Annotated in this window: 23 protein-coding genes; 5 read left to right on the top strand and 18 right to left on the bottom strand. The window is 31.9% G+C overall.

Annotated elements, in window-relative coordinates; all coding sequences use genetic code 11:
- The 13 genes from OIU80_RS05550 to OIU80_RS05490 all read right to left on the bottom strand — a co-directional run bounded on the left by OIU80_RS05550 (position 1) and on the right by OIU80_RS05490 (position 9,746).
- Complete coding sequence (locus OIU80_RS05550) at positions 1-3,096, bottom strand: S8 family serine peptidase (RefSeq protein WP_264286053.1); 3,096 nt, start codon at positions 3,094-3,096, stop codon at positions 1-3.
- 26 nt (positions 3,097-3,122) lie between these two features.
- Positions 3,123-4,319 carry a hypothetical protein gene (locus tag OIU80_RS05545; RefSeq protein WP_264286052.1) on the bottom strand — a complete coding sequence of 399 codons (1,197 nt, stop codon included), beginning with the start codon at positions 4,317-4,319 and terminating at the stop codon, positions 3,123-3,125.
- Between the two features lie 158 nt (positions 4,320-4,477).
- Positions 4,478-4,969 carry a hypothetical protein gene (locus tag OIU80_RS05540; protein WP_264286051.1) on the bottom strand — a complete coding sequence of 164 codons (492 nt, stop codon included), beginning with the start codon at positions 4,967-4,969 and terminating at the stop codon, positions 4,478-4,480.
- Between the two features lie 15 nt (positions 4,970-4,984).
- Positions 4,985-5,437, bottom strand: coding sequence for a CHAP domain-containing protein (locus OIU80_RS05535; protein ID WP_264286050.1), 453 nt, complete (start codon positions 5,435-5,437; stop codon positions 4,985-4,987).
- A complete protein-coding gene (locus OIU80_RS05530) occupies positions 5,434-5,721 on the bottom strand; it encodes a hypothetical protein (protein ID WP_264286049.1) in 288 nt (95 codons plus the stop codon). The genes OIU80_RS05535 and OIU80_RS05530 overlap by 4 nt, the downstream gene beginning before the upstream one ends.
- 272 nt (positions 5,722-5,993) lie before the next feature.
- Positions 5,994-6,239 (bottom strand): hypothetical protein, encoded by a 246-nt coding sequence (locus OIU80_RS05525; protein ID WP_264286048.1) that lies wholly within the window; start codon positions 6,237-6,239, stop codon positions 5,994-5,996.
- Between the two features lie 407 nt (positions 6,240-6,646).
- Positions 6,647-6,847, bottom strand: a complete 201-nt coding sequence (locus OIU80_RS05520; protein WP_195738051.1) for a hypothetical protein — start codon at positions 6,845-6,847, stop codon at positions 6,647-6,649.
- Between the two features lie 137 nt (positions 6,848-6,984).
- The gene (locus OIU80_RS05515; RefSeq protein ID WP_264286047.1) at positions 6,985-7,683 is read right to left on the bottom strand and encodes a DUF3164 family protein; all 699 of its coding nucleotides are present in this window, start codon (positions 7,681-7,683) and stop codon (positions 6,985-6,987) included.
- 2 nt (positions 7,684-7,685) lie between these two features.
- A complete protein-coding gene (locus tag OIU80_RS05510) occupies positions 7,686-7,964 on the bottom strand; it encodes a hypothetical protein (RefSeq protein ID WP_264286046.1) in 279 nt (92 codons plus the stop codon).
- Positions 7,957-8,097, bottom strand: coding sequence for a hypothetical protein (locus OIU80_RS05505; protein ID WP_264286045.1), 141 nt, complete (start codon positions 8,095-8,097; stop codon positions 7,957-7,959). The genes OIU80_RS05510 and OIU80_RS05505 overlap by 8 nt, the downstream gene beginning before the upstream one ends.
- A gap of 2 nt (positions 8,098-8,099) precedes the next feature.
- Positions 8,100-8,474 carry a hypothetical protein gene (locus OIU80_RS05500; protein WP_264286044.1) on the bottom strand — a complete coding sequence of 125 codons (375 nt, stop codon included), beginning with the start codon at positions 8,472-8,474 and terminating at the stop codon, positions 8,100-8,102.
- Positions 8,475-8,507: 33 nt separating this feature from the next.
- Positions 8,508-9,353 carry an ATP-binding protein gene (locus OIU80_RS05495; RefSeq protein ID WP_264286043.1) on the bottom strand — a complete coding sequence of 282 codons (846 nt, stop codon included), beginning with the start codon at positions 9,351-9,353 and terminating at the stop codon, positions 8,508-8,510.
- Between the two features lie 198 nt (positions 9,354-9,551).
- The gene (locus OIU80_RS05490) at positions 9,552-9,746 is read right to left on the bottom strand and encodes a hypothetical protein (protein WP_264286042.1); all 195 of its coding nucleotides are present in this window, start codon (positions 9,744-9,746) and stop codon (positions 9,552-9,554) included.
- Positions 9,747-9,861: 115 nt separating this feature from the next.
- On the opposite strand from OIU80_RS05490, the gene OIU80_RS05485 reads away from it, so the two are divergent.
- Entirely contained in the window at positions 9,862-10,656 is a 795-nt protein-coding gene (locus OIU80_RS05485) for a LexA family transcriptional regulator (RefSeq protein WP_264286041.1), read from the top strand.
- 308 nt (positions 10,657-10,964) lie between these two features.
- On the opposite strand, the gene OIU80_RS05480 is transcribed toward OIU80_RS05485, so the two are convergent.
- From OIU80_RS05480 to OIU80_RS05465, 5 genes are all read right to left on the bottom strand, one after another.
- Complete coding sequence (locus OIU80_RS05480) at positions 10,965-12,965, bottom strand: heavy metal translocating P-type ATPase (protein ID WP_264286040.1); 2,001 nt, start codon at positions 12,963-12,965, stop codon at positions 10,965-10,967.
- Between the two features lie 8 nt (positions 12,966-12,973).
- The gene (locus OIU80_RS05475; protein ID WP_264286039.1) at positions 12,974-14,203 is read right to left on the bottom strand and encodes an efflux RND transporter periplasmic adaptor subunit; all 1,230 of its coding nucleotides are present in this window, start codon (positions 14,201-14,203) and stop codon (positions 12,974-12,976) included.
- A gap of 10 nt (positions 14,204-14,213) precedes the next feature.
- A complete protein-coding gene (locus OIU80_RS05470) occupies positions 14,214-18,530 on the bottom strand; it encodes a CusA/CzcA family heavy metal efflux RND transporter (protein ID WP_264286038.1) in 4,317 nt (1,438 codons plus the stop codon).
- 94 nt (positions 18,531-18,624) lie between these two features.
- Entirely contained in the window at positions 18,625-18,951 is a 327-nt protein-coding gene (locus OIU80_RS20855) for a DUF6660 family protein (protein WP_319004956.1), read from the bottom strand.
- 426 nt (positions 18,952-19,377) lie between these two features.
- Entirely contained in the window at positions 19,378-20,475 is a 1,098-nt protein-coding gene (locus OIU80_RS05465; protein ID WP_264286037.1) for a DNA alkylation repair protein, read from the bottom strand.
- A gap of 282 nt (positions 20,476-20,757) precedes the next feature.
- Between OIU80_RS05465 and nadC the strand changes: the two genes are divergently transcribed.
- The 4 genes from nadC to bla-B1-FLAV all read left to right on the top strand — a co-directional run bounded on the left by nadC (position 20,758) and on the right by bla-B1-FLAV (position 23,866).
- On the top strand, positions 20,758-21,615 hold the full coding sequence (nadC, locus tag OIU80_RS05460; RefSeq protein WP_264286036.1) for a carboxylating nicotinate-nucleotide diphosphorylase: 858 nt from the start codon (positions 20,758-20,760) through the stop codon (positions 21,613-21,615).
- Positions 21,616-21,644: 29 nt separating this feature from the next.
- The gene (locus OIU80_RS05455; protein ID WP_264286035.1) at positions 21,645-22,574 is read left to right on the top strand and encodes a YihY/virulence factor BrkB family protein; all 930 of its coding nucleotides are present in this window, start codon (positions 21,645-21,647) and stop codon (positions 22,572-22,574) included.
- A gap of 92 nt (positions 22,575-22,666) precedes the next feature.
- On the top strand, positions 22,667-23,092 hold the full coding sequence (locus OIU80_RS05450) for a DUF2147 domain-containing protein (protein ID WP_264286034.1): 426 nt from the start codon (positions 22,667-22,669) through the stop codon (positions 23,090-23,092).
- 18 nt (positions 23,093-23,110) lie between these two features.
- A complete protein-coding gene (bla-B1-FLAV, locus tag OIU80_RS05445) occupies positions 23,111-23,866 on the top strand; it encodes a subclass B1 metallo-beta-lactamase (RefSeq protein WP_264286033.1) in 756 nt (251 codons plus the stop codon).
- Positions 23,867-23,874: the final 8 nt, after the last annotated feature.

Raw genomic sequence — 23,874 nt, 5'->3', positions numbered from 1 at the left:
TTAGGCATTTATATTTATGATTTCTAATTTAATTTCGTCTTCGTCCTCATTTATTGTTAACTTATGAGGAAAGATCACATTTTTATACCCCTCATCTGAAGATGCTGTTTCTCTCGGTGTTTGGAATTCAATCCAATCAGTACTACTATTTGTTAATGCCCAATCTATTCCTGTTTTTTGAAATATGACTTCTTCTGTTGCTTGATCTTGTCTGTTCCTTCTTGTAGCTTTAATTTGTAATGTATCTACCCCTGAAGCCAAGGTATTTTCCATACTTAAATCAAAATATTTTTCAATAATATCTGTCCCTACTGTAATGTTTAATTTTTTGCCAGGTATGTAAGCCGAACGATCGCTCATTAGGTTGTGAGTTACAATAAGTTTTTTGCAGGATAATTGTTTATTATTTCTAATATTTAATAATGAAAGATTACGAGGGGCTTCCGGATCTGAATTATCAATTTCAAATAATCCATCAAAAGGAGCGATATGAGCAAGAATATACGCATTTTTCCTACGACCTCCAGGTGTTAATACGCCATCTACAGAAGGTAGAGGGTTATATTTGTCCCAAAAAGAAGCTATAGATGTCCATTCTATTTCTATTGTTGCATAACCACCAGCTGTAATTATCGGAATTTCTTTAACAGATAAAAGTTTTACAAATTCTTGATCATACCAACTGTTAGGAAAAGGGAATGCCTGAGTCGCATCATTGGTAAAGGCTACAAAAACTCTTAATTCACATCCCGTGAAGCTATCTTTATCACCAGTATTACGTATTTTGATATGAATTTTTTGCTCAACTGCTGTATCAATTGTATTGAAAATTTGGGTTTCTGTTGGTAGGGAGCCAGAACTATCGCTTAATGGTTTTACCCATATATCTGGACTCATTACATCTACGTCATTAGGTACTTGTGTAATTTGTAAAGTTCCTGAGGTGTCAGCCTCTAATTTATCAGCAATTTCTAGTTTTGGTTTTTGAGTATTATTCCAGTCTAAAGCGAGTTGAACAGCTCTTTTTGCATTTACTCTACCTACACCATAAAAGTTACTGTGAAAAGGAAAAGTAGAACATTTTTCAACATTCTTATTTGAATTGTAGACTTTTTTTACTGGAAATTGTAGTACTAGATGATCGTTCTTTATTTCCTCTATTGCACTAGTAAAATCACCATCAATTTTAATAAGATCATTTTTGTTATATAATGAAAGATTGTTAACAAAAATTTCAGTATCTCCTATAGCTGTTGGTCTTGACAAGCTTGATGCAGATGAATACCTAATATTATTTCCGTTTTCATCTTTCCATCTTCCATTACTATCTGTTTCAGTTAATGAAATTTTATCACTTGTAGATTTTAAAATGTGTTTTATTTCTATACTATTTAGATTTGGATTTGCTTTTGCAATTAGTCCTGCTACTCCTGAAACTACAGGAGTTGCTGCAGATGTACCACCAAAACTTGAAGTATAGCTGCCATAACCAACACTTCTTAACTGTATAGTAGTAGGAGTATTATTTTGTTTTAAATTGTATTTTCCCAGGGTAATTGTTCTAGTACCTGTTAAGTTAATTTTATCAATATTTGCAACTGAAAGAAAATCAGGATTAGTAATACTATTAGTAATGTCATAAACTGCAACGGTTTCTCCTACGAAAAATGAACTCAAAATATTATTATCACTAGGAGAAAATGTAAAATCGGTATTTTCGCCACTAATATTATATGAAGTTGCTGTACAGATAGCCTGACCTGGAATTATTTCTATATTTGTAGTAGTATAGTCATAGTTTACAGGTAATGGTGATGTAAATGTGAAAAGATTGGGACTTCTTACAATATCTATTGTAGTATAATGGTGAACAGTCCCATTAAAAATGCATATTTCTTGACCTTTATACCCTAATCCTTTATTGTCTATAACTGAAAAAGTATTACTAGATGTAATTGTTGCATTTGTTTTTAAGATTGGAATTCTAACTGTCGCTGGATTAATGGGAAAAGGTTTAGCTGTATAATATCTATCATTAACAAATGTTATTTTATTAGATGACCTATCAACATCTTTTACAATTAAAACTTCATGATTAAAGCTATCTTGGACTCCAATTTCTACACAATTTCCAGGAAATATTAGATGAACATTATTGAGTGTTAAATTTCCATTACTTGATTGATTCGTAATTTTTTTAGTTATTACTTCATCATGATAACCGATTTCTCCACATTTAAGGTTAGTTGTAGTATATATTCCATGTTTCATTCCATTCGATGGTCCGCACATATCAATTCTATCTCCATAACAGCTATAAGATGCTTTTAATTCTTTAGTATTAGCTAATATTTGGTCATTATCAATTGTAACAGCAGAAATAATTAGAGGGTCTTTAAACTTTCCAAAATCTTGTGTAAGAGCTGTATCATTTCCTGAATTACCTGCTGCTGCTATAAAGAGAACTCCTCTACCATCATTAGCATATGCTTTCCATGTTTTAAATAAAACATCAAATGTTGCAATTGCTGAAGGAGTATTGATTGCTAAACTAACACTTGCATTTATAATTTTGGCTTGCTTATTTTTCGGAATATAAGGATTGTTATTATACACGTATGGAGCTTCATAAAAAACAAAATTTGGATTTATAATGGCACCTCCTTTATTCATAAAATAATTAAAGTTGTCAACAGTGCTAAATAGTAAATTGTTAACCCTATTTGGTATGTTTATTAATTTGGCATCTTCAATTATTCCTCTGATAGGTAATATATTACCATTACTATCATATTCATTTCCTAAAATAATCCCTGCCACACTTGTTGTATGTGAGCTTGAATCACTAATAAGAATGTTTGGTGTAATATTTTTATTAGTGGCATCAAGTCCAATAAGAGAAGATTTCTGAACATGATCCGTAATCTTAAAAAGACCTCTATTTTTAGCTCGATAATTCAAACCTTCTAAAGATGTTGATAAATTTTCGAATTCTATTTGAGATTCAAAAACACCTATAACGACCTTGTTATTATTTGTAGATAAAGCTGTTAATGCTTCATCTAATTTAATTATTTCATGATGCCAATCTCTCATAATCGCATTGTTTATATTGTTATATATTATTTTATAATTTTTAAATTATTACCAGATAGAGTATTAAAAAAAAAGAATCTGTCTTTGAAATTTGTCTCATTTGCAGAATCATCATCTAATGCACCTAAACCAGTACTAGAGTTTTTATTTTTTGGAATTACAAAAAATAATGTCTCTATTGAAGAATCACTATAAAGAGTTTCTATTTTTTTGTATTTTTCATTTCCGAAATACATTTTCGATTCTTTTTTAGAATTTTTAAAGAATATTTTTTCAGGAATTTTAAGCTTACCAAAGTCATAATTGTCAATGCTGTTTTGATAAATATTATTTTCAATATTATGATTATAGAATTCTTCGAACGATTCTTTATTGAATCGTGAATTAGCATAATACTCAATAACTCTGTTTGAAATAGTAGCAACGGTTAAATTAAAGTTTCTTAATTCTTGAATTTCTTTACAGTTAAATCTATCGAATTTGGTTGTGTTTTTCTTATGAAAAAAAAAGACATTATAGTTACTAGGATTAAAATATCGTTGATTTTCACTTTGCTCAATGTCATTTTCTAAATATTGATATTTAGAAAGTCTGGCGTCATTAAATTGATAAATATTTAAGGTATATCTCTCTTCAGTTCCAGATTTGTATTTAGTGTATTCGAGGGATAGTTTGTTTAGTAAGTTTTTAATACTGTCATTAGAAAAAAAGTCTTTATAATTATACTTTGTAATGATTGCTATGTGAAATAAATCTTCATTGTAGAGATATTTAAAATTTTTATTTTCTATTGAATACCCTTTTAAAATTTTGTTTTGTATTGTTTTTAAAAAATTATCTTGCTCAGAATAATTCTTTTTAAATTCTGTTAATTTAGGTTTCTCAAATCTATAAGAAACATAAAGAGGATCATAAAGTCGTAACTTCAACTCCTCAGGCAACCCATCAACATTTTGAAACCCTTTTTCATTATATTTTTTGTGGTAAGCCATAATCGTATTATACCCAGCAGGTATTTTATCAAAATAATAATACTTACCTTTCTTGTCGTATTGACCTGTAATTGCTGGGATTTCAAAGCCTTCAAGAGTTACTTTAGTATCATTAATATTTTTTCCAGTCTCAGCATCTTCTACATATATTTTTATTGCATGAGTTGCTTTTTCCTGAGCTGAGTCGCAAAATGATAATAATGTAAAATAAAGTATTGATAGACGTTTCATAGTAAGTAGATTAAATTTTGGTTAAAAAAGCTTTTACACAAAGCAATATCAATTTTACGATCAAATTACTGCATTGGATCAATTGAATAAAAGCTTGTTAGTGCTAATTTAACAACAAAAAGTAATTATATATTTAATTTTTCACAATTAGTCTCTTGTTAAATTAATCTATGAAACTTGCTATAAATTTTAAAACAGTAATAAAACAACACCAGAAGAAAGATGCGCCCTAACCAGATTTGTACTTTTTGCCAAAAGGTTAAAACATTCGTGAATTCTGTTGTTCGAACTGTTTTTATTTCGACCTCTTTTACTTGTTGGGATTTCCAAAAGGCGTAGAGTTCTTGTTCTTTTAATTCACAATCCACGCTAAGTTTATTGTTCTCAAGGCGAACCCTTGGGCTTTTTAATGTACGCCCTGGTTCGGCTCGAGTAACATTTTTAAGGACTACTTTTCCGTTTTGACATTCTAATAATGCCTTGAAGGAACTACTGTCTTTTTCTATTTTAAAAACAGTGTCATGTAATGTTTCTTTGATAGTAATGGTCTTCGTTTTGTCTTCGCTTAGAACCGGTTTCGGGCTACTACACGAAACCAGTACTAAGACAGAAAAAAACAAAAAAACAATGCGGCTTAAATTTTTGCTCATATGATATAGTTGATTTTATAATCTTAAAAATCCTTTAATAGTTTTTATTTCTCTTTTTCTTCGGCATACTTTGTAGCCTTCGCGGCTTCCATTATCATTGGTGTTTCCTTCGATAGTATGAATTATGTTCCCTACTACTTTTTCGACTATTCCGGTGTGTCCTAAGCCTTTTCCTAAATCGAGTATAAAAACGTCTCCTGGCTGAGGTAGGGTTTTTATTAAAAGTGGTCTTGAATTGTATTGATCCAGTACGCCACCTGTTTTTTTTAAAGGATTTTTGGTGGCTATTTGAAGAGCGGCTTTTTGAGTACACCAATAAATAAAAGCCATGCACCAAGAATATCCTTTGGTAAGCCCTACGCTTCTTAAATAAATTTCGACTTCTGGACCAGAATTAGTGTTTTTTGGAATTTCCTCTACACCAATTTGAGCAATGGCAATTTCGAGTGTTTTTTGTGCAAGTGTCATATCTGTTTTCCGTTTAATTGTTTGAATTTTTGCAATTCATCGACCAATTGTTGATTTATTAGCATCAATTCTCTATGTTGTATTTCCATATTCTTAATTGTTTCAGTAGCAGCAGTTAGCCGAATTGTAATGTCATCTAGTAATTCCCGATAATACCTAACTGCATTTACAGCATTATCGAGTTCGGCGGCTCTGTCTTCTGCTAATGATTTTCTTTTTGAGAAGAACCAGGTAAGCAATGCAGCAAAAAATGCAGTAAAAGTTGGGTATAAAAATTGTTCCATTCAATGGTTTTTAAAAGAGGGATTAGGTTAGTTTTTTGTTTTAAGGAACTGCTTTAGTATTGTTTTTTGAAGAAATTTGGCCTGATTTTTCTATAAGTAATTGCTATAGTTGTTTCCTTTTGAGATTACAAAGGTTAGCCTAAAATAGCTCTTAAAAAAACGAATGCAAGGTGCTTTTACGGTTGTGTTCTGTTGATTTACAGTTGTGTACGGATACTGAACAAGTCAATGTTTTTTCGGTTTTAATGATACATCTTTGCAGCAGAAAACTACTAGGAGGATTTATTTTTACTGTTGATTAATTCTTCTATTTTTTTTAACTCAGAAGTGATAGGAGTACATAGAATTTCGTACAAAGTAGTTCTTGAAATAGGGTAAACAGGATAAACATATTTACGCCAGACCACTGTAGTAGGAATATCTTCAGTTTTGTGCTTTTGATATAATTCTTTGATAAGCTTATAGCGTAATAGTTTGTTTTTTTGAATTCCGAGACTTCTGTTGTTTGATATTGACATAATAGTAAAAGATAAGATGAATGATTTATAATTTTTTTTAATAACCAAAGCCATTTGATCCTTTTAATCAACAATGGTTTTACTTCTTTTAATGCCAAGATTGTTGCACTTCATTCTGAAGTGATTCTGCTAAAGACTTTTTGTGATGAACAAATTATCAGTCAAAAAATCCTTAATGCAATAAGTCAGCAAACCCCGCATGACAATCCTGTTCCAATGACAATTATGACATGGGAACGACCAGGAAAAAGAATGGTTTTGTGTTATTTATTTAGGCAGAAATGCCTGTTTTTGGGTTCCTGCTTTCTTAAAAAGAAAACAGGAACTTTTTTTTATACTTTTTGTAGTACGAGTAGGGCTACGTAAAATATTCTGTAAGAACTTGTAAGCTTCAGAAAGATTGTAAATTAGCCTTTATATAAAGCTTTAGTATGCTTTTTAAACTTGGGGTTTTTAATTACAATGTTTTCATATTGAATAAAAGCCTGACGTTCCTTATGGGATAAGTCATTTTTAGATCTCCAGTTTCCGTTACTATCTTTAAAAACAGTATGATTATTTACTTCATAACTTTCATGGTCTGTAATTGGTTTTATCTTTACGCTCATTTTTATATTGTTTAAAAGTTGTATTTATCTTAAAATAGAGCCATTCCTGAAACAACAGGATTGGCTTAAGGTTGGAAATTATTAATAAAATCCCCAACAGGATTATTGTACTGATATTATTACCCGATTGCATTTGATTATTCTATTGGTTGTTTAAAAAAGTCGAATGAATAGTCACCTAAAAAATTTGCGGATGACATAGATAGCGGAACATTTTTTTTAGAGCCGTCATCTTTAATTAAATTTGCTTCGATATACCAGCTAGAACGTACTGGTTTAAAAGCGGCAGCAATAATTTCGACACCATCAGTAAACTCTTCATTATTAAAATCTCTAGTTAATTTTTGTAATTCTAAAACACGAGATCCTTTTAAGTTTCCTTTAGCATCTTTTTTTAAGAGGTTAAAAACAATTTTAACCAAGGCAGCGGTTTCTGGACTTGTAGATAGAGAAGAAATATAATTTTGAACTTTCTCAATTCCAGCACTAACCGTATCATCCCAGCCATCATTTATGCGATATCCAATAGTAATTTCTTCTTTATTAATAGAGAAAGTGTGCGACATTTGTTTCTCTTTTAGGCCATACACCTGATTTTTTAAATCCAAAATAGTCTCAAAAAATCGGAAGGTTTCAGTCTTGGCATTGCTAATCATTTCTGATGTAGCATATAACTTAAACATAGCTTTTGGAACAGTCTCAGCCACAAGTTTTTTATAAGCTTCTCTGTCTGCATTTTTTTTGCCCTCTACAATTGCTAATGCATCTTTTAATTCTTGAGCTGAGTATCCTGTTAGAGCAAATGATTTATTTATATCTGTTGTTACTATGTTCATAATTATAGAGTATTTACTATTTCGTTGTTAAAAGGATCTTCATAAGATGGCTTGAATTTATGTGTCTCAATGAGTTTAATAACATTACTTATTTTGGCTTCAATAGCTATCGAAACAGGACGAGGTTCAGCTTCTGGCTCCGATAGAATGTGTAACCATTGAAACCGTTCTTGGTTAATACAAATTCTTTCGCCAGCGGTAAACATTTTCATTTGTTCAGAGCAAAACTGTAGTGCTAGATATAGTAATGCGATACGATTGGTTATTTGATCATTATTCATAATTTTTTTGTTCTAAAAGGGTTTTTAAATTTTTTAAATCTGATTCTATCAAATTACGTTGGGGGTTGTGTGGGTTATCGATTAACCAAGTTTCTAATTCTTGTATTTTTGCTTCTATTTGAGAAATTGTCATTGTTAATTTAGATTAAAGGTTAGGGATGAGTTTTTTGTGCCATAAAATTTTAAGGAATCTATTGTTGATGTTGTTGTAATTTCCTGTATTAATATTGATGGTTTTTGATTGAACATTTTATACGTACAGTTGTTGTAGCATCTTTTTAAATCGTCGGTTGTAATCGACTTTTCATAGCGTTGAGTCAACAAGTTAAATTCAGTTTCACATTTTGCATATTCTGCGATGTACCATTTATTAATTTTTGCATTAGCAAAGACTTTTTGATATTCACGGGCATCAACAGTTACGCTTTCGCACCATCTTACATAAGACCCTAAGAGCATGTTTTCGTAATCCTGAGTACTCATTTGTAGTTTTTGATTTGTTGTAGGCATGATTATCTTGTTTTAAGGTCAAATTGTATAACACTAAATTTTGTTTTGAACTGCCTGAATTTTTCGTTTTACTCTTCTAAGATCACCTTCAGAATCAGCGAATATGGACTTTATTGATTTTACGTCATCGATACCATTGGCAATACATATTTGTGTTATATCTATGAAACTAACTCCTTTTAATTCTATAAAATGACGACCAATTCGAGAGTTGATTTCTTTATATCCTTTGCGGTTTAGTTTGATCCCTTTATTGATGCGTTTTGATAAATGATCAGTGGCGCAAAGTGCAATTCCACAGTGATCTTCTAATCTGTTGTATAATGTGATAAAAAAATATAATACAGTATCAGGTAATTTGTCAGCTTCGTCTAATATAATAAGAGGGGTTTCTTGAGATTTTAATTTTTTTACAATTTCATTCATCATTTCTACAACAGAAAAACCACTATAATCAACTCCCATTGTTGAAAGTAATTGAGTTAGGAATTCTTTGCGATTCCAGTATTCAGCACAACTCAACAGATAAGAATTTTTATTGTTTTTTGTATAGATTTCAAAAGACATTGATTTTCCAGAACCGGCATCGCCTGTTAAGGCAAAAACATGAGCATGTTGTTGTGCATCAGCCAATACTTTTGAAATTATTTTAAAATCGGTGGTTTCTACACAAAGCCATTTTTTAGAGAAACATTTTATTTGGGTGGCTATGTTTCGCCACATTACAGCGGATATAGTTTTATGATTGCCATTTATAATTTGAGAAAGTAATGTCGCAGAAATACCATTTAATGAATTGGCTGCTTTATTCTGACTCCCTTTTTGAGCAATGTATACTGATAATTTTTCTTTAATCTGATTTTTAAATTCTGTTGTCATAAATAGTTTTTTTATAGTTTTAGGGGGTAATCTAGTTTTTTATTCCATTTACATTAAATCATAAATTGTATCAGTATTTGTATTTAAGATAACCTGGTCTGTTTTTTGATATTGGAAATGTTTTTCCTTTAATAATGGTGTGTTTGGTTGTATGCAAGGAATTATCACAGTATCTGAACATAGTTTAGATCGTTTTATCTATAGGTTTATGAAAGATTCATCATGAATTTCACTTGCTTCTTGGAGTAATAGTACTTTAGCTTTTAGTCTGATTTTTTTAGCATTAAAAGAATTAAAGACATAATTTAGACTCATATCCACAGTTTGCTTGCTTACTCCTAAGTCCTCTGCTATTTTCCTTTTGTGTTTCGGGTGTAGGAGAATATTTTTCATATCTTTGATTTTATAAATGGTTTTTTCTATTTGATGATGCAAATATCGAATAATGTTTCGATTTTAAAAAGGAAATTTCGAATTTTTTTTCGAATAATATGTTACAGAAATGAGTATGGGGGATATAACACTAAAAATCAATGAAATAGCTATAGAATATTTTTCTGATAATAATTCTAAATTCGCAAAGACAATGGGTACTAGCGAAGCTAATATTAGAAATTATCGCAACGGAACATTACCTAAAATAGATTTTTTAATCAAATTATCAGAAAAACTCGAAATAAACTTCGAGTGGCTTTTGTTAGATAAAGGTCAGAAGAATAGGCAAAATTCTGAGAGTATAGATTCAGATTATACACTTGAACAAAAAGATCAGGGTAAAATGCCAAAAGTTGTTACTGTTGATAAGTCTGGTAGCGATAATATTGTTCTAGTACCTGTAAAAGCAGCTGCAGGATATTTAACGGGGTATGGTGATTCAAAATTTATACAGAAATTGCCATCCTATAATTTTCCTAATCTTAGTCATGGTACATACAGGATGTTTCAAATTTCAGGACATAGTATGTATCCTACCTTACATGATAAGTCTTTTGTAGTTGGTGAATGGGTAGAGAATTGGGCACGTGATATTAAAGATGATAGAGTTTATGTTATTGTTTCTATAACTGACGGAATAGTAGTTAAACGAGTTTTAAATCGTATTGAAAAATATGGTAGTCTTTATTGTAAAAGTGATAATAGAAGAGAATATCCAAGTTTTCAAATCAATCCAAAAGATATTATAGAGGTCTGGGAGTATAAAATGCACTTATCTTTTGAATTGCCAAACCCTGCTGATCTATACGAAAGAGTTAATGATTTGGAAGCTAAAATTATGTTTTTAGAAAGCAGAGTAAAAAAATAAGGAGGCATTTCAGATAGTAAATAGATTATAAGGTTTTAAAGTAAATCTATGAGAAATAGAGTATGTTATAAATCCTGAAAAGGATTTATAACGATTACGAAAGTATGGGTTTATGTGATTATAATTTTTAAGTCTATATTATATAATCTAGATTAAGAATAGAGTTGTTTTAAAAAAATATGTAATTCTTAAAAAGATATTTTAATTGAGTTTATTAGATCAAATCTAAGGAACAGTTACACTTAAAATTAAAAGGGCGTTTATACAAAATCGTATAAACGCCCTTTTAATAATATAGAATAAGCTGTTTAAAATTTCATTCTCTGAATTCGTACTGCATTTAATATAGCAAGTAAAGAAACACCAACATCAGCAAAAACGGCTTCCCACATCGTTGCTAAACCTCCGGCACCAAGTACCAATACAACGGCTTTTACAACAAATGCTAAAGTGATGTTTTGCCAAACGATTTGTTTGGTTTTTTTACCAATGTTTATAGCAGTATAAATTTTTGTTGGTTGATCGTTTTGGATAACAATATCAGCAGTTTCTATCGTTGCATCACTTCCTAAACCACCCATTGCAATTCCTGCATGTGCGAGTGCAACAACTGGAGCATCATTTACACCATCGCCAACAAAAGCAATTTTTAGGTTTTTGTCTTTTAGAGCTGTTACTTTCTCGACTTTGTTCTCTGGTAATAAATCTCCGTAAGCTTCATCGATATTCAGTTCTTTTGCAACAGCATTAACAACAGCAGTTTTATCGCCCGAAAGCATAACTGTTTTCACATTTATACTATGCAAACTTTGAATTGCTTGTTTAGCATCTTCCTTAATTTCATCGGCGATTAAAAAGTAACCAGCATATTTCTGGTTGATGGCAATAACTATTATAGTAAATGGAGTAGTGTCAATCTCGGCATCATAAGCAATGTTGAATTTTTTCATCAGTTTCACATTACCAGCTAAGATATCGTTTCCATCAACTTTACCTTTTAAGCCATGACCTGCAATTTCTTCTACATCAGTAACCGAAACACTTTTTTCAGAACCTTTTGCATAGTCGATAATAGCAGTTCCCACAGGATGCGTTGATTTGGTTTCGAGTGCTGCAGTGTATTTTACTAAATCAGCTTCAGGAATGCCTATTGCGACTACTTTTTGAACATTAAAAACACCTTTAGTCAATGTTCCTGTTTTATCCATTACAACAACCTCTATAGCTGCCATGATGTCTAGAAAACTAGAACCTTTAAATAGGATTCCGTTTTTACTGGCTGCTCCAATTCCTCCAAAATAACCCAGTGGAATTGAAATAACCAAGGCACAAGGACAAGAGATAACTAAGAACACCAATGCTCTGTACAACCAATCTCGGAAGATATAATCATCTACTATGAAGTAAGGCAATAAGCAAATTGCAATAGCTGAATATACTACAATGGGAGTATAGATTTTAGCAAATTTGCGAATGAATAGTTCAGTAGGTGCTTTTTTTGCAGTTGCATCCTGAACCATTTCGAGAATCTTAGATAATTTACTATCGGTATATAAGGCTGTAACTCGTACTTGAGCAACCGAATTTAGATTGATCATTCCGGCCAAAACACTTTCGCCTTTACTCTTGGTATCAGGTTTGCTTTCGCCAGTTAAAGCAGCTGTATTAAACGAAGCAGTATCTGAAAGTAATTCGCCATCCAAACCTAATTTTTCTCCAGGCTTAAGCTGAATTATAGATCCGATTTGAGCGCTTTTTGCCTTGATGATTTTTGGCTGATTGTTTTCTAAAATAGTAACTTCATCAGGGCGTTGGTCTAATAATGTTTTAATATTTGCTTTTGCTCTGGTAACTGCTAATGTCTGGAAAGTTTCACCAATGGCATAAAACAACATTACTGCAACTCCTTCAGGGTATTCGCTAATAGCAAAAGCTCCGATTGTAGCAATACTCATGAGTAAAAACTCCGAAAAGAAAGAACCCTTTCGGGCGCTTTCTAATGCTTCTTTAAGTACAGGGAAACCAACAGGTAAATAAGCGATTATATACCAAATTGTACGTGTCCAGCCTGTAAACCAGCTTTGCGGTAAATAATTATCAAAAACGATAGCAATAATCAATAAAACAAAACTAATTATAGCAGGAGCAAACATTTGAAATGTAGTTTGATCTCCTCCTGAATGGTCGTGTCCGTCATGGTCATCATGAGTTTCTGACTCATCATGTGAACAGCATCCTGAGTGTGCATTCTTTTTGATAGGAATTTTTTGTTCCTTCTCACAGCAATTTGTATCGTTATTAGGTGCCATAATTTAGATTAATGTGTATGCTCTCCACCGCCTTTTTGGGCTGCTAATAAGTAAAAAGCTCCTTGTGTAACAATTTGACTATTTTCAGGGATTGAAGTTACAAATTTTATTTCGGTATATCCCATATCGGTAGTACCAGGAATAACTTCTATAGCTTTAAAGTGTATTTCATCATGTCCATCTTCATGTGCTTCTTTAGATTCATCTCCATGATCGTGTTTTGTATCTTTTTTAGGGTGAGAATCCTCTTTTATGTAGATAAAAAATTTGTCTCCATTTTTTACAATAGCCCCTTTAGGCAAAGCAGGAACAGTTGCATTGTTAAGATTAATATTAGCAGAAACATACATTCCAGATATTAAATCTTTGGCGTCATCTGGATTTATTTTGGCATGAACAGCTACTGTTTTACTTTCGTTAGAGAACGATTTATTGATACCAAATATTTTTCCTTTTATCGATTTATTCGATTGATTGGTTAGGATAAAATCTACTTCCTGACCAATCGAAATATCACCTAAATCTTTTTCATATACATTTAAATCTAAGTGCATTTGGCTATTATCGAAAACTTCAAATAAAGTAATTCCAGTTTCTGCAAATGCGCCTTTGGCAATGTTTATTTCACCTACATAACCGTTTATAGGCGATATGATTGGAATTAAAGCACTGTTGCTTGATGGGCTTACATTTAATGCTTGTAATTTGTTTTTTGCCGCCTGCGCTCTAGCTTTTTCTACGGCCAGTTTTGCTTTTACTTCCTGAAAAGTTTTTCGAGGATTTACATTTTCATCAGCTAATGTTTTCTGACGATTGTATTCCAATTGTAAGTATTCGATATTGGCTGTAGCCGATTTATAATCTTCAAGCATTCCTACAACTTCTAGATTTTGAATAGTTGCCAGAACTTTTCCTTTATTTACAAAAGTACCTTCTAAAACAAAGATATCTTTGACTGTACCACCTAGTAATGTAGCAATTTTCGCTGAGTTTTGAGGAGGAACGGTTGTGTATCCATTGGCTTTAATAATAGTCTTTAGGTTGCGATTTTCAACTTTTCCGAATTGAATTCCAACTGTTTTGAATTGTGCTTGAGTTAATGCAACTTCATTTTCTGGTTTTTCTTCTTCGTGAGCTTCTTCGGCTTTCTTCTCGTTGCATGAGGTCAAAATCAGCATTAAAAAAGCAATTGAAAGTAGAGTAGAAGTACGGCTTATTATGTTCGTTATATTTTTCATTGTAATGATATTAGTTATTGGAAATTGAAGGAAATTGTAATCGGATAGCACTTTGATTGTATGTGTTCAAAGTTTCAGCATACTGTTTTTTGATATCAATCGCTTGATTTAAAAAACTGATGTATGTCCAATAACTCATATCTCCGTTGGCATAACTTTTTTGAGCTGTTGTAATAATTTGTTCGGCATACAGCAAACCTTCTGTTTGATAATAAGACAATCCTTTTTCCTGTTTTTCAAACTCATTTTTTAGTTCTTGCATTTGTAGTTCCAGTGAAAATTGATTTTTCTCTAATTCCAATTGTGATTGTGCAATGCTTATCGAAGCTGCTTTGGCTTTAGCTGTATTTACACCTCCAAATAATGGAATTTGTAAACCAGCTGTAAATCCCTGAAATGTAGATTTAGTATCAATTGTTTGAGCAAAATAACCCAAGCCTAGTTTTGGTGTGCGCTGTGCTTTAAACGTATTGACTTCTTTTTGAAAAACGGAAATTTGTTGTTGATAATAATCATTCATCAAACCTTCTGCTTTTGATTTATTTGATTCGCTAAAAGAAGCAAATTGAAGTGGCGTACTGCTATCGGGTACAATATTTTCTCTAGTTTGAATAAAAAATTGTAATTGCTTTTGGTAAATAATCAAGTCATTTTCTAATTGTCCTTTTTGGGTTTCAATTTCTTTAGACTTGGCTTTTGCACTAATTACTTCGATGTTGCCACTTTCTCCAGTTTTAAAACGAAGTTCAGCATTTTTTAAAAACAAAGCATATACATTAAATAATTCGGTATTCAGTTTTTGTACAGAAACACCATATAGATACTGATAATAGGCTAATGTTACTGCTTTTTCAATTTCATACTCAGACAAAGCTTTTTGTTTTTCGGCAAGTTTTACCAGTTCTTCCTGCAATTGTCGGTTGGCTTTAGTGATTTTTCCAATAGGAAAATATTGCTGAATCGAAACATTATTATCGTATACGTTACTATTAGATTGCCCACCCTGATATTCTATTTGCAATGGGTCGGGCTGAAACGCTGTTTTTTTAAGAACCGTTTGCTTTTCTATTTCTTTATCAGCAATTTTCAAGTTAATACTATTGGCTTTAGCCATTTCGAGAGCTTTATCCAACGCGATAGGTTTACTGTTTTGTGCAAAAGAAAAACTGCTAACTAGTAATAAAAGTATTGTTACTATAGGCTTTATCATTGTTATTTTTCTTTTAATTTTCGTTTCAAATAATAAGTAAAGTATCGGTAAAACGATAAGTGTTAGTAATGTCGCTGAGAATAATCCGCCTATTACAACTGTTGCTAATGGTTTTTGCACTTCGGCACCACCACTTGTAGATAATGCCATTGGTAAGAAGCCTAAAGAAGCTACAGCGGCAGTCATTAAAACAGGACGTAATCTTGTTTTAGTTCCAATTAAAACACGTTGTAAAGGATCTGTAATTCCTTCGGATTTAAGCTGATTAAAATAGGATATCAATACAATCCCATTTAAAACTGCAATTCCAAATAAAGCAATAAAACCAATTCCAGCCGAAATACTAAAAGGCATTCCGCGCAACCATAAAGCAAATACACCTCCAATAGCTGAAAGTGGAATTGCAGTAAAAATTAATGCAGCCTGTTTGGTACTTTTAAAAGTAAAATAGAGTAGAACCAAAATTAAACTCAATGCAATTGGTAGCGCAATAGAAAGGCGCTTATTGGCTTCGATTAGGTTTTCAAATTGTCCTCCGTAAGTAACATAATATCCAGCAGGAAGTTTGAAGTTTTTGTCTAGTTTTTGCTGAATTTCTTCTACAACGCTTTTTACATCACGACCACGAACGTTCAGTCCTATTGTGATTCTACGTTTACCATCTTCACGAATTACCTGAACAGGACCCTGCTCGTAATCGACAGTTGCAACTTGCGATAAGGGAACTTGCTGGCCATTTGGCAACGGAATAAATAAATTACTTACATCGCTAATATCATTACGATTGTCTTTGTTCATTCGAACTACGATATCAAATCGTTTGTTTTCTTCATAAATTATACCTGCAGTTTCTCCAGCAAAAGAGGAACGGAGTATCTTATTTAGATCTTCGATATTTAAACCATATAATGCAATTTTGTCATAATCGTATTTAATAGTAATCTGGGGTAGCCCACTTACTTTATCGGCTTTAAGATCACCAATACCTTCAATTTTATTGATTTTCTGAATTAGTTCGTTGGCTTTTCTTTCTAGAACATCTAGGTTGTCACCAAATATTTTGATGGCAATATCACTTCGGCTACCAGTCATTAATTCATTAAAACGCATTTGTATAGGTTGTGAAACTTCGATATTGGCTCCGGGAATTTTTTCCATTTCTTCTTTCATTAAATGGGCTAAATCTTGCCAATTGTCTGCGCTGGTCCAGTCTTTTTTGTCCTTTAGAACAATAATTAAATCACCACTTTCTATCGGCATTGGGTCAGTTGGGATTTCTCCACTTCCAATTTTGGTCACAATGGTTTTGATCTCAGGAAATTTTGCTTTAAGCATTTTTTCATATTCGGTTGTTGTTTTTATCATTTGCGATAAAGAGCTTCCTGTCATAATAGTAGCATTAATGGCTAAATCTCCTTCTTCGATTGTAGGAATAAATTCTCCTCCCATATTCTGAAAAATAACAAGAGCAAAGACAAATAAAGCCACAGCAATACCCAAAACAGCCTTCTTAAAACGTAATGCTTTCGCTAAAAACGGAGCATATATTTTTTCGAACCAAGCCATCATGCGGTCACTAAAGTTCGGTTTATGTTCCGTATTTTTAGATAAAAATAACGCACTCATCATCGGGACATAAGTAAGCGATAATATAAAGGCACCAATAACTGCAAAACCAACTGTCATTGCCATTGGTTTAAACATTTTACCTTCAGTTCCAACCAAAGCTAATATTGGTAGGTAAACAATTAAGATGATTATTTCTCCAAAAGCAGCACTATTTCTGATTTTAGAAGCCGATGCATATACTTCTTCATCCATTTCAGATTGGGTTAACTCTTTTTTCTTCTTGAGTTTTTGCAAATGGTGCATTGTGGCTTCTACAATAATCACGGCACCATCAACTATAATTCCAAAGTCGATTGCTCCTAAACTCATTAAATTCCCGCTTACGCCAAATGCATTCATTAAGATTACTGCAAAGAGCATGGCTAGCGGAATTACTGAAGCGACAATTAATCCAGCACGAAGATTTCCTAAGAATAATATCAGTACAAAAATTACAATTAATGCTCCTTCAAGTAAGTTTTTGGTAACAGTTCCAATTGCATTATCTACTAATTTACTTCTGTCAATAAATGCTTCGGCAACCACCCCTTCAGGTAACATTTTGTTTACCTCAATCATTTTTTCTTTAACACGTTCTACAACTGCTTTAGAATTTTCTCCTTTTAGCATTAGTGTTAAACCACCTACGATTTCACCTTTTCCGTCTTTGGTTGTAGCTCCAAAACGGATAGCATTTCCTAATTGTACTTTTGCGACATCACGAACTAAGATAGGAGTAGCATTTCGGTTTTTAATAACAATGTTTCCAATGTCTTTTATTCCAGATGCCATTCCGACACCACGAATAAAATAGGCAAATTCATCTTTTTCGATATAAGCACCACCTGTATTTTGATTGTTTTTTTCTAGTGCATCAAAAATTTCTGTAATCGTTACACCAGAACTATTTAATCGGTTTGGATCAACGGCAATTTCATATTGCTTCACGCTTCCTCCCCACGTACTTACTTCAGCAACACCTTTTACACCTTGTAATTGCGGTACGATAATCCAATCCTGAATGGTTCTTAAGCTAGTTGCATCGTATTTGTCTTCGTATCCCTTTTTGGCATATACATCATATTGGTAAATTTCACCCAATCCTGTTGTAATTGGGGCTAATTCTGGGGTTCCAGCATATTTAGGAATAATTTCCTCGGCTTGTTTTAGTCTCTGAAAGACTTGCTCACGCGCCCAATAGGTATCAGCATTTTCTTCAAAAACAACTGTAACAACAGATAACCCAAAACGAGAAATACTACGGAGTTCAATTACTTTTGGAATCGTTTTTAATGACTGTTCAAGTGGATAGGTTATTAATTGTTCTACTTCCTGACTGGCAAGAGTAGGAGCTGTAGTAATAATTTGCACCTGATTATTAGTAATATCAGGTAATGCATCGAGCGGTAAATTTTTAAGTGAAAAACTTCCCCAGGCTATAAGAACCAAGGTAAGTAATAGTATAATGAATTTGTTCTTTATACTAAATTGTATAATCTTATCTAACATTTTTTGGATATAATGAATGAGAAATCAAGACGAGAAATCGCCTGTTTTTTTGTGGTATACCACAACACATATACCCGAAATTACTCGGGTTACATTATACTATTTGGGGCGGTTGCCAAATACTTCCGTAGAAATTGGAAGCAAGAATTGAATGATAAGATGATAAAGGTTTTTTAATGAGAGCAGTTTCTTCATTAAAAACCCATGTAATAGCCGGAGCTGTAGTTAGAACTTGGGCAGCACAACAATTGCAACTGCAAAATGGAGCACAAAGATCCAATCCTTTTTTGTGAGATTGATTAGCTGACTTACTTACTATTTCGCTTGTATGTGCAATGCTTTCGTTTTCCAACGTATCTGCACAAGGCAAACACGATAGTACGACTAAGTAAATTGATAATATGAGGTTAATCCATTTCACGGTGGTAAAATTAAGGATAAAAATCTGATGTTAAAAAAAATAATTATACTTTTTAGCAGAATAATAACATAGTTTTAATATAAAACATTGAGTCATAGGTTAGGTCTTACCTGAATAATTTAGGATGTTACTATGATTTATGAAATTTTATTTAACACATAGAAACATAGATTCTATCTAAAAAAAGAATGTAAAAGAAATACATTTCTTTTACATAGCTTGCTTTGTGTTTTTTAGAATAAGTAAAACGTCTTTTATAGAATACAAAATCTATGTTTCTATGTGTTGAAATTATTTACGCTTAATAAGTATAGTTTTTTAGACTTAAATGAACCATATAAGTTATGTAAGTTCATTTAAGAAAAACTTATTTTACTTATTATGTTTTATAAGATACTGCTGTTTTATTTTTATGTGTTAACTCGATTAAATCAATTCAAAATCTAGCAATTCGCTTTCCGTTCCATTGATAATTATAGACAATTGATGTTTTCCTAGATGAAATACACGTGTTGTAATTACTTTAAAGGATTGATTTCTTTTAATTTTAACCAACTGATTAGGTTGATACATGCGTTCACTAATTTTGAATACTTTTTTAGCTAAATGTCCTTTTGATTTTTGGTAATAAATAGCATATTCCAATCGAACGGTTTTATTTTCGGGATTAGTATTGTTTAGTGAAAACTGAAATTCTAAGTATTCTCCAATTTTTACTTTAGGAGTGATAATTTCAAACTCCGATAATTGGATATTGGTGCTTTCTAAACCATAATGTTTTAAAATATCAGGATTGCCTTGTTTTAGTAAAGTACGAGAACCATGTTTAATAATGGCATCGGTTTCGGGACTTATATTTTGCCATTTGTTAGCAATATTCAGTACAATTTCAGGGTTATCTTTTACGATATCATTGAGGTTATTGGCAACGCTGCGACGGACGTATTCGGATGAATCGGTTTTTAAATTCTCTAAAATGGGTAAAATAGGAGTTGGGTCTTTCTTTAAAGCGGGAATTGCCATTGCCCAAGGTAATCGAGAGCGTGAGCCCTCACTTGCTAATCGTCTTACATGGTGATTTTCATGCAAAGACCATTTTATCATTTCATTAATCATATCCTGAGGGTATTTAATGATAAACGGACGAACTGCAAACTCGCAACTTATAAATTGCGTAATCATTACAAAAGCTTTTGCGCTTGTTTTAAAATCATCAATACCGTATTTTTCAATATAATCGGCAAAAAATATAAAAGCCAAATTACCATCAGTAAATTTGTTTTTCTTTAAATTCTCGATAATATTTTCAATGGTTAAAACTGCTTTTCCAAAATCAGCAGGCATAAATTGATGCAAGATAACGGTAGTATGCTGCATACGTTCTTTCCATTCTTTATTGGTGAAATCTGCGTCAAAAATCAAATTCAAAAATTGCTGTTTATCAAAGTCAGGAATGACTTTGGCTACACAATTAGTGAAATTTTCGTAAAAAGCAACCGAGTAAATATCTTTAATTAATCCCATTTGATAGTAATATTGAAGTTCAAAGGTATTTAATGTTTGTAATAAATGGGATTTTTTTTAATCATTAAGACATTAGTTTTATTAAAAGTAAGGCTTGTTTTTTTCGATAGCAATCGGGATAAAAAGATTAAAAAGATTTTTATTGGTGTTAATTCGTGAAATTCGTGATTTAATTTTAGAGGTTAATGATAAAAGTTATACTGTTTTAGATTTTCAAATCGTCTAAATTTTCAAATCCACAAAATATGTGCTACTTTAGCATTCTATTAAAATTCATACAAAATGATTAACGAAGTACAATTTCAGAACGAGTTACAATTGCTTATTTTTAATGCAATTCGCGAAGATGTAGGCACAGGAGATTATAGTTCCTTAGCTTGTATTCCTGCCGATGCGCAAGGAAAAGCCAAATTGTTGGTAAAGGAAGATGGAATAATTGGAGGGGTTGCATTTGCTAAAATGATTTTTAATTATGTTGATCCAAGTTTAAAAATTGAAACATTTATAGAAGACGGAACTCCAGTAAAATATGGAGATGTTGTATTTCATGTTTCAGGAAGTTCACAATCGATTTTAAAATCTGAGCGTGTGGTACTGAATTCTATGCAGCGTATGTCGGCAATCGCAACTAAAACAAATCAATATGTACAGCTCTTAGAAGGTACAAACACTAAGATATTAGATACTCGAAAAACAACACCTAATTTTCGTGTTGCCGAAAAATGGGCAGTAAAAATTGGGGGAGGTGAAAACCACCGATTTGCACTTTATGATATGATAATGCTTAAAGATAATCATATTGATTTTGCAGGAGGAATTACCTTGGCTATAGCCAAAACCCAAGCTTACTTAAAAGAAAATAAACTAGATTTAAAAATAATAGTCGAAGCTAGAAGCTTAGATGAGATTAGAGAAATTTTACAAAGTGACGGCGTTTTTCGTATTTTAATAGACAACTTCAATTATGAAGACACTAAAAAAGCAGTTGCGTTAATTGGAGATAAATGCCAAACAGAATCTTCAGGAAATATCAACGAAAAAACAATTCGAGAATATGCTTTATGTGGTGTCGATTATATTTCTTCGGGAGCATTAACGCATTCGGTTTATAATATGGATTTAAGTTTAAAAGCACTTTAAAAAAATATAAACAATAATCCAGTAAGTATATGTCTATAGAAATAGAAAACCGGCTAGATAGAGTGCCAGTAGTACGTTATCTCGTTCGTTTCTTAAAAAGTATAAAGCTGCCTTGGCTTGATGGCTTTTCGTTGTATGACTTACTCGAATTATATACTATAGGTATTATAGAGGGAGCGTTTTCATATCATGCAAGCGCAGTTGCGTTTAGCTTTTTTATGGCATTGTTTCCATTTGCACTGTTTATACTTAATTTAATTCCGTTTATTCCTATCGAAGGGTTTCAACAGGATTTTCTGCAGTTTGTTCAACAGGGAGTTCCGCCAAATACCTACGATGCGATTTATAAAATTATTAGCGATATATTAAATAATAGTCATTCGGGATTACTTTCTTCGGGATTCTTTTTATCAGTTTTTTTAATGTCAAATGGTGTTAACGGAATTTTAGGTGGTTTCGAATCATCCCGACATGTGTTAGATAAACGAGGTTTTTTTAGTCAATATCTAGTAGCATTGGCAATCTCAATTACAATGTCTATATTATTATTAGTAACCGTTGCTACAATTGTAGTTTTTGAGGTGCTTATCCAGAAGACAATGATCCAAGATGTATTAAATGATAGTATTCCGCTAATCATTATGGGGCGTTATTTGTTTGTAATTCTAATGATTCTAATAACATCTTCTATATTGTTGCGTTACGGTACAAAGCAATATAATAAAGTACCATTTATAAGTATTGGTTCAGTGTTTACAACAATCTTAATTGTGATATCTTCGTACTTTTTTGGGATTTGGGTTATAAAATTTTCAAAATATAATGAACTTTACGGTTCGATTGGTACATTATTAATACTAATGTTTTATATTTGGATAAACTGTATGATTTTGCTTTTGGGATTTGAATTGAATGCCACAATCAGAAAGTTAAGACAAAAAAATAATAATAACATTTAGAAGCTGTTCCTGCTTTCCGCTATATCTTTATCCCTTAAAGAATCGGGATAAAGGATGTCGCTATAATCAGGGCTAAAAAAAAAATCAACATCATGAAAAACTGGATCTTAACAATGGGCTTATTATTTTTAGTAATAGGCAATGTACAAAGTCAAACTGTAATCGGAAAATGGAAAACCGTTGATGATGAAACAGGAGAAGCAAAATCGATTGTAGAAGTGTATGAACAATCAGGAAAAATTTATGGTAAAGTAGTTGAGATTCTTCGTGCAGACCATAAAAAAGATGTATGCACAAAATGCTCTGGAGTATTAAAAAACAAACCAATCTTAGGAATGGTAATTATTAATGGTTTAAAGAAAGATGGAGATGAGTACAATTCGGGAACAATTTTGGATCCAACAACCGGAAAAGTATATAAATGCTACATTACATTAGACTCTGCAAATAAACTAAAATTACGTGGGTTTATTGGGATTTCTCTTTTAGGGAGAACACAATATTGGACAAGAATGTAAGGTTAAAGAATTTTAAAAATGAAAAATAAATTAATATTGCTGTTGTTGTTCATAGGATTTACAAAATCTTTTGGGCAAACAGAAAATAATAAATTACAAATAAGTCATCTTACAGGTGACTTTTATGTTTATAAAACGTTTAATGAATACAAAGGAAATCTGATTCCTGCTAATGCCCTGTATCTGGTTACAGATAAAGGTGTTGTAATGTTTGATGCTCCTTGGGATAAGACACAGTTTCAGCCTTTACTTGATAGTATAAAAGCAAAGCATCATAAAGATGTTATTATGCAAATTGCAACACATTCGCATGAAGATAGATCGGGAGGTTTGGAATTTTATAAGCAAAAAGGAATTAAAACATATACTATAAAGCTTACGGATGAAATTTTAAATAAAAACAAGGAACCAAGAGCGGAGTTTATAATGCCAAATGATACTACGTTTACAGTTGGTCAACATCGTTTTGAGGTTTTCTATCCAGGTAAAGGACATGCGCCAGATAATATTGTAGTTTGGTTTAATAAAGAGAAAGTACTTTATGGAGGTTGTTTTATAAAAGGAGCAGCTTCTACTAATTTAGGTAATATGGGGGATTCAGACGTTAAAGAATGGGAGCCATCTATTAAAAGAGTACAAGCTAAATTTAAAAAACCACTATATATTATACCAGGTCATGAGGATTGGACTAATATAGGATCCCTTAATAATACTTATAAATTAGTTAAGGAGTATAATGCTAAAAATACTTCAGATAAATTAGATAAAAAGTAAGCTTGTTT

The sequence above is a fragment of the Flavobacterium frigoritolerans genome (genome assembly GCF_025847275.1).
In the GTDB taxonomy this organism is placed as follows: domain Bacteria; phylum Bacteroidota; class Bacteroidia; order Flavobacteriales; family Flavobacteriaceae; genus Flavobacterium; species Flavobacterium frigoritolerans.
Note: the sequence above shows the minus strand (reverse complement) of the source record. Positions and strands in the feature narration are given on the sequence as shown.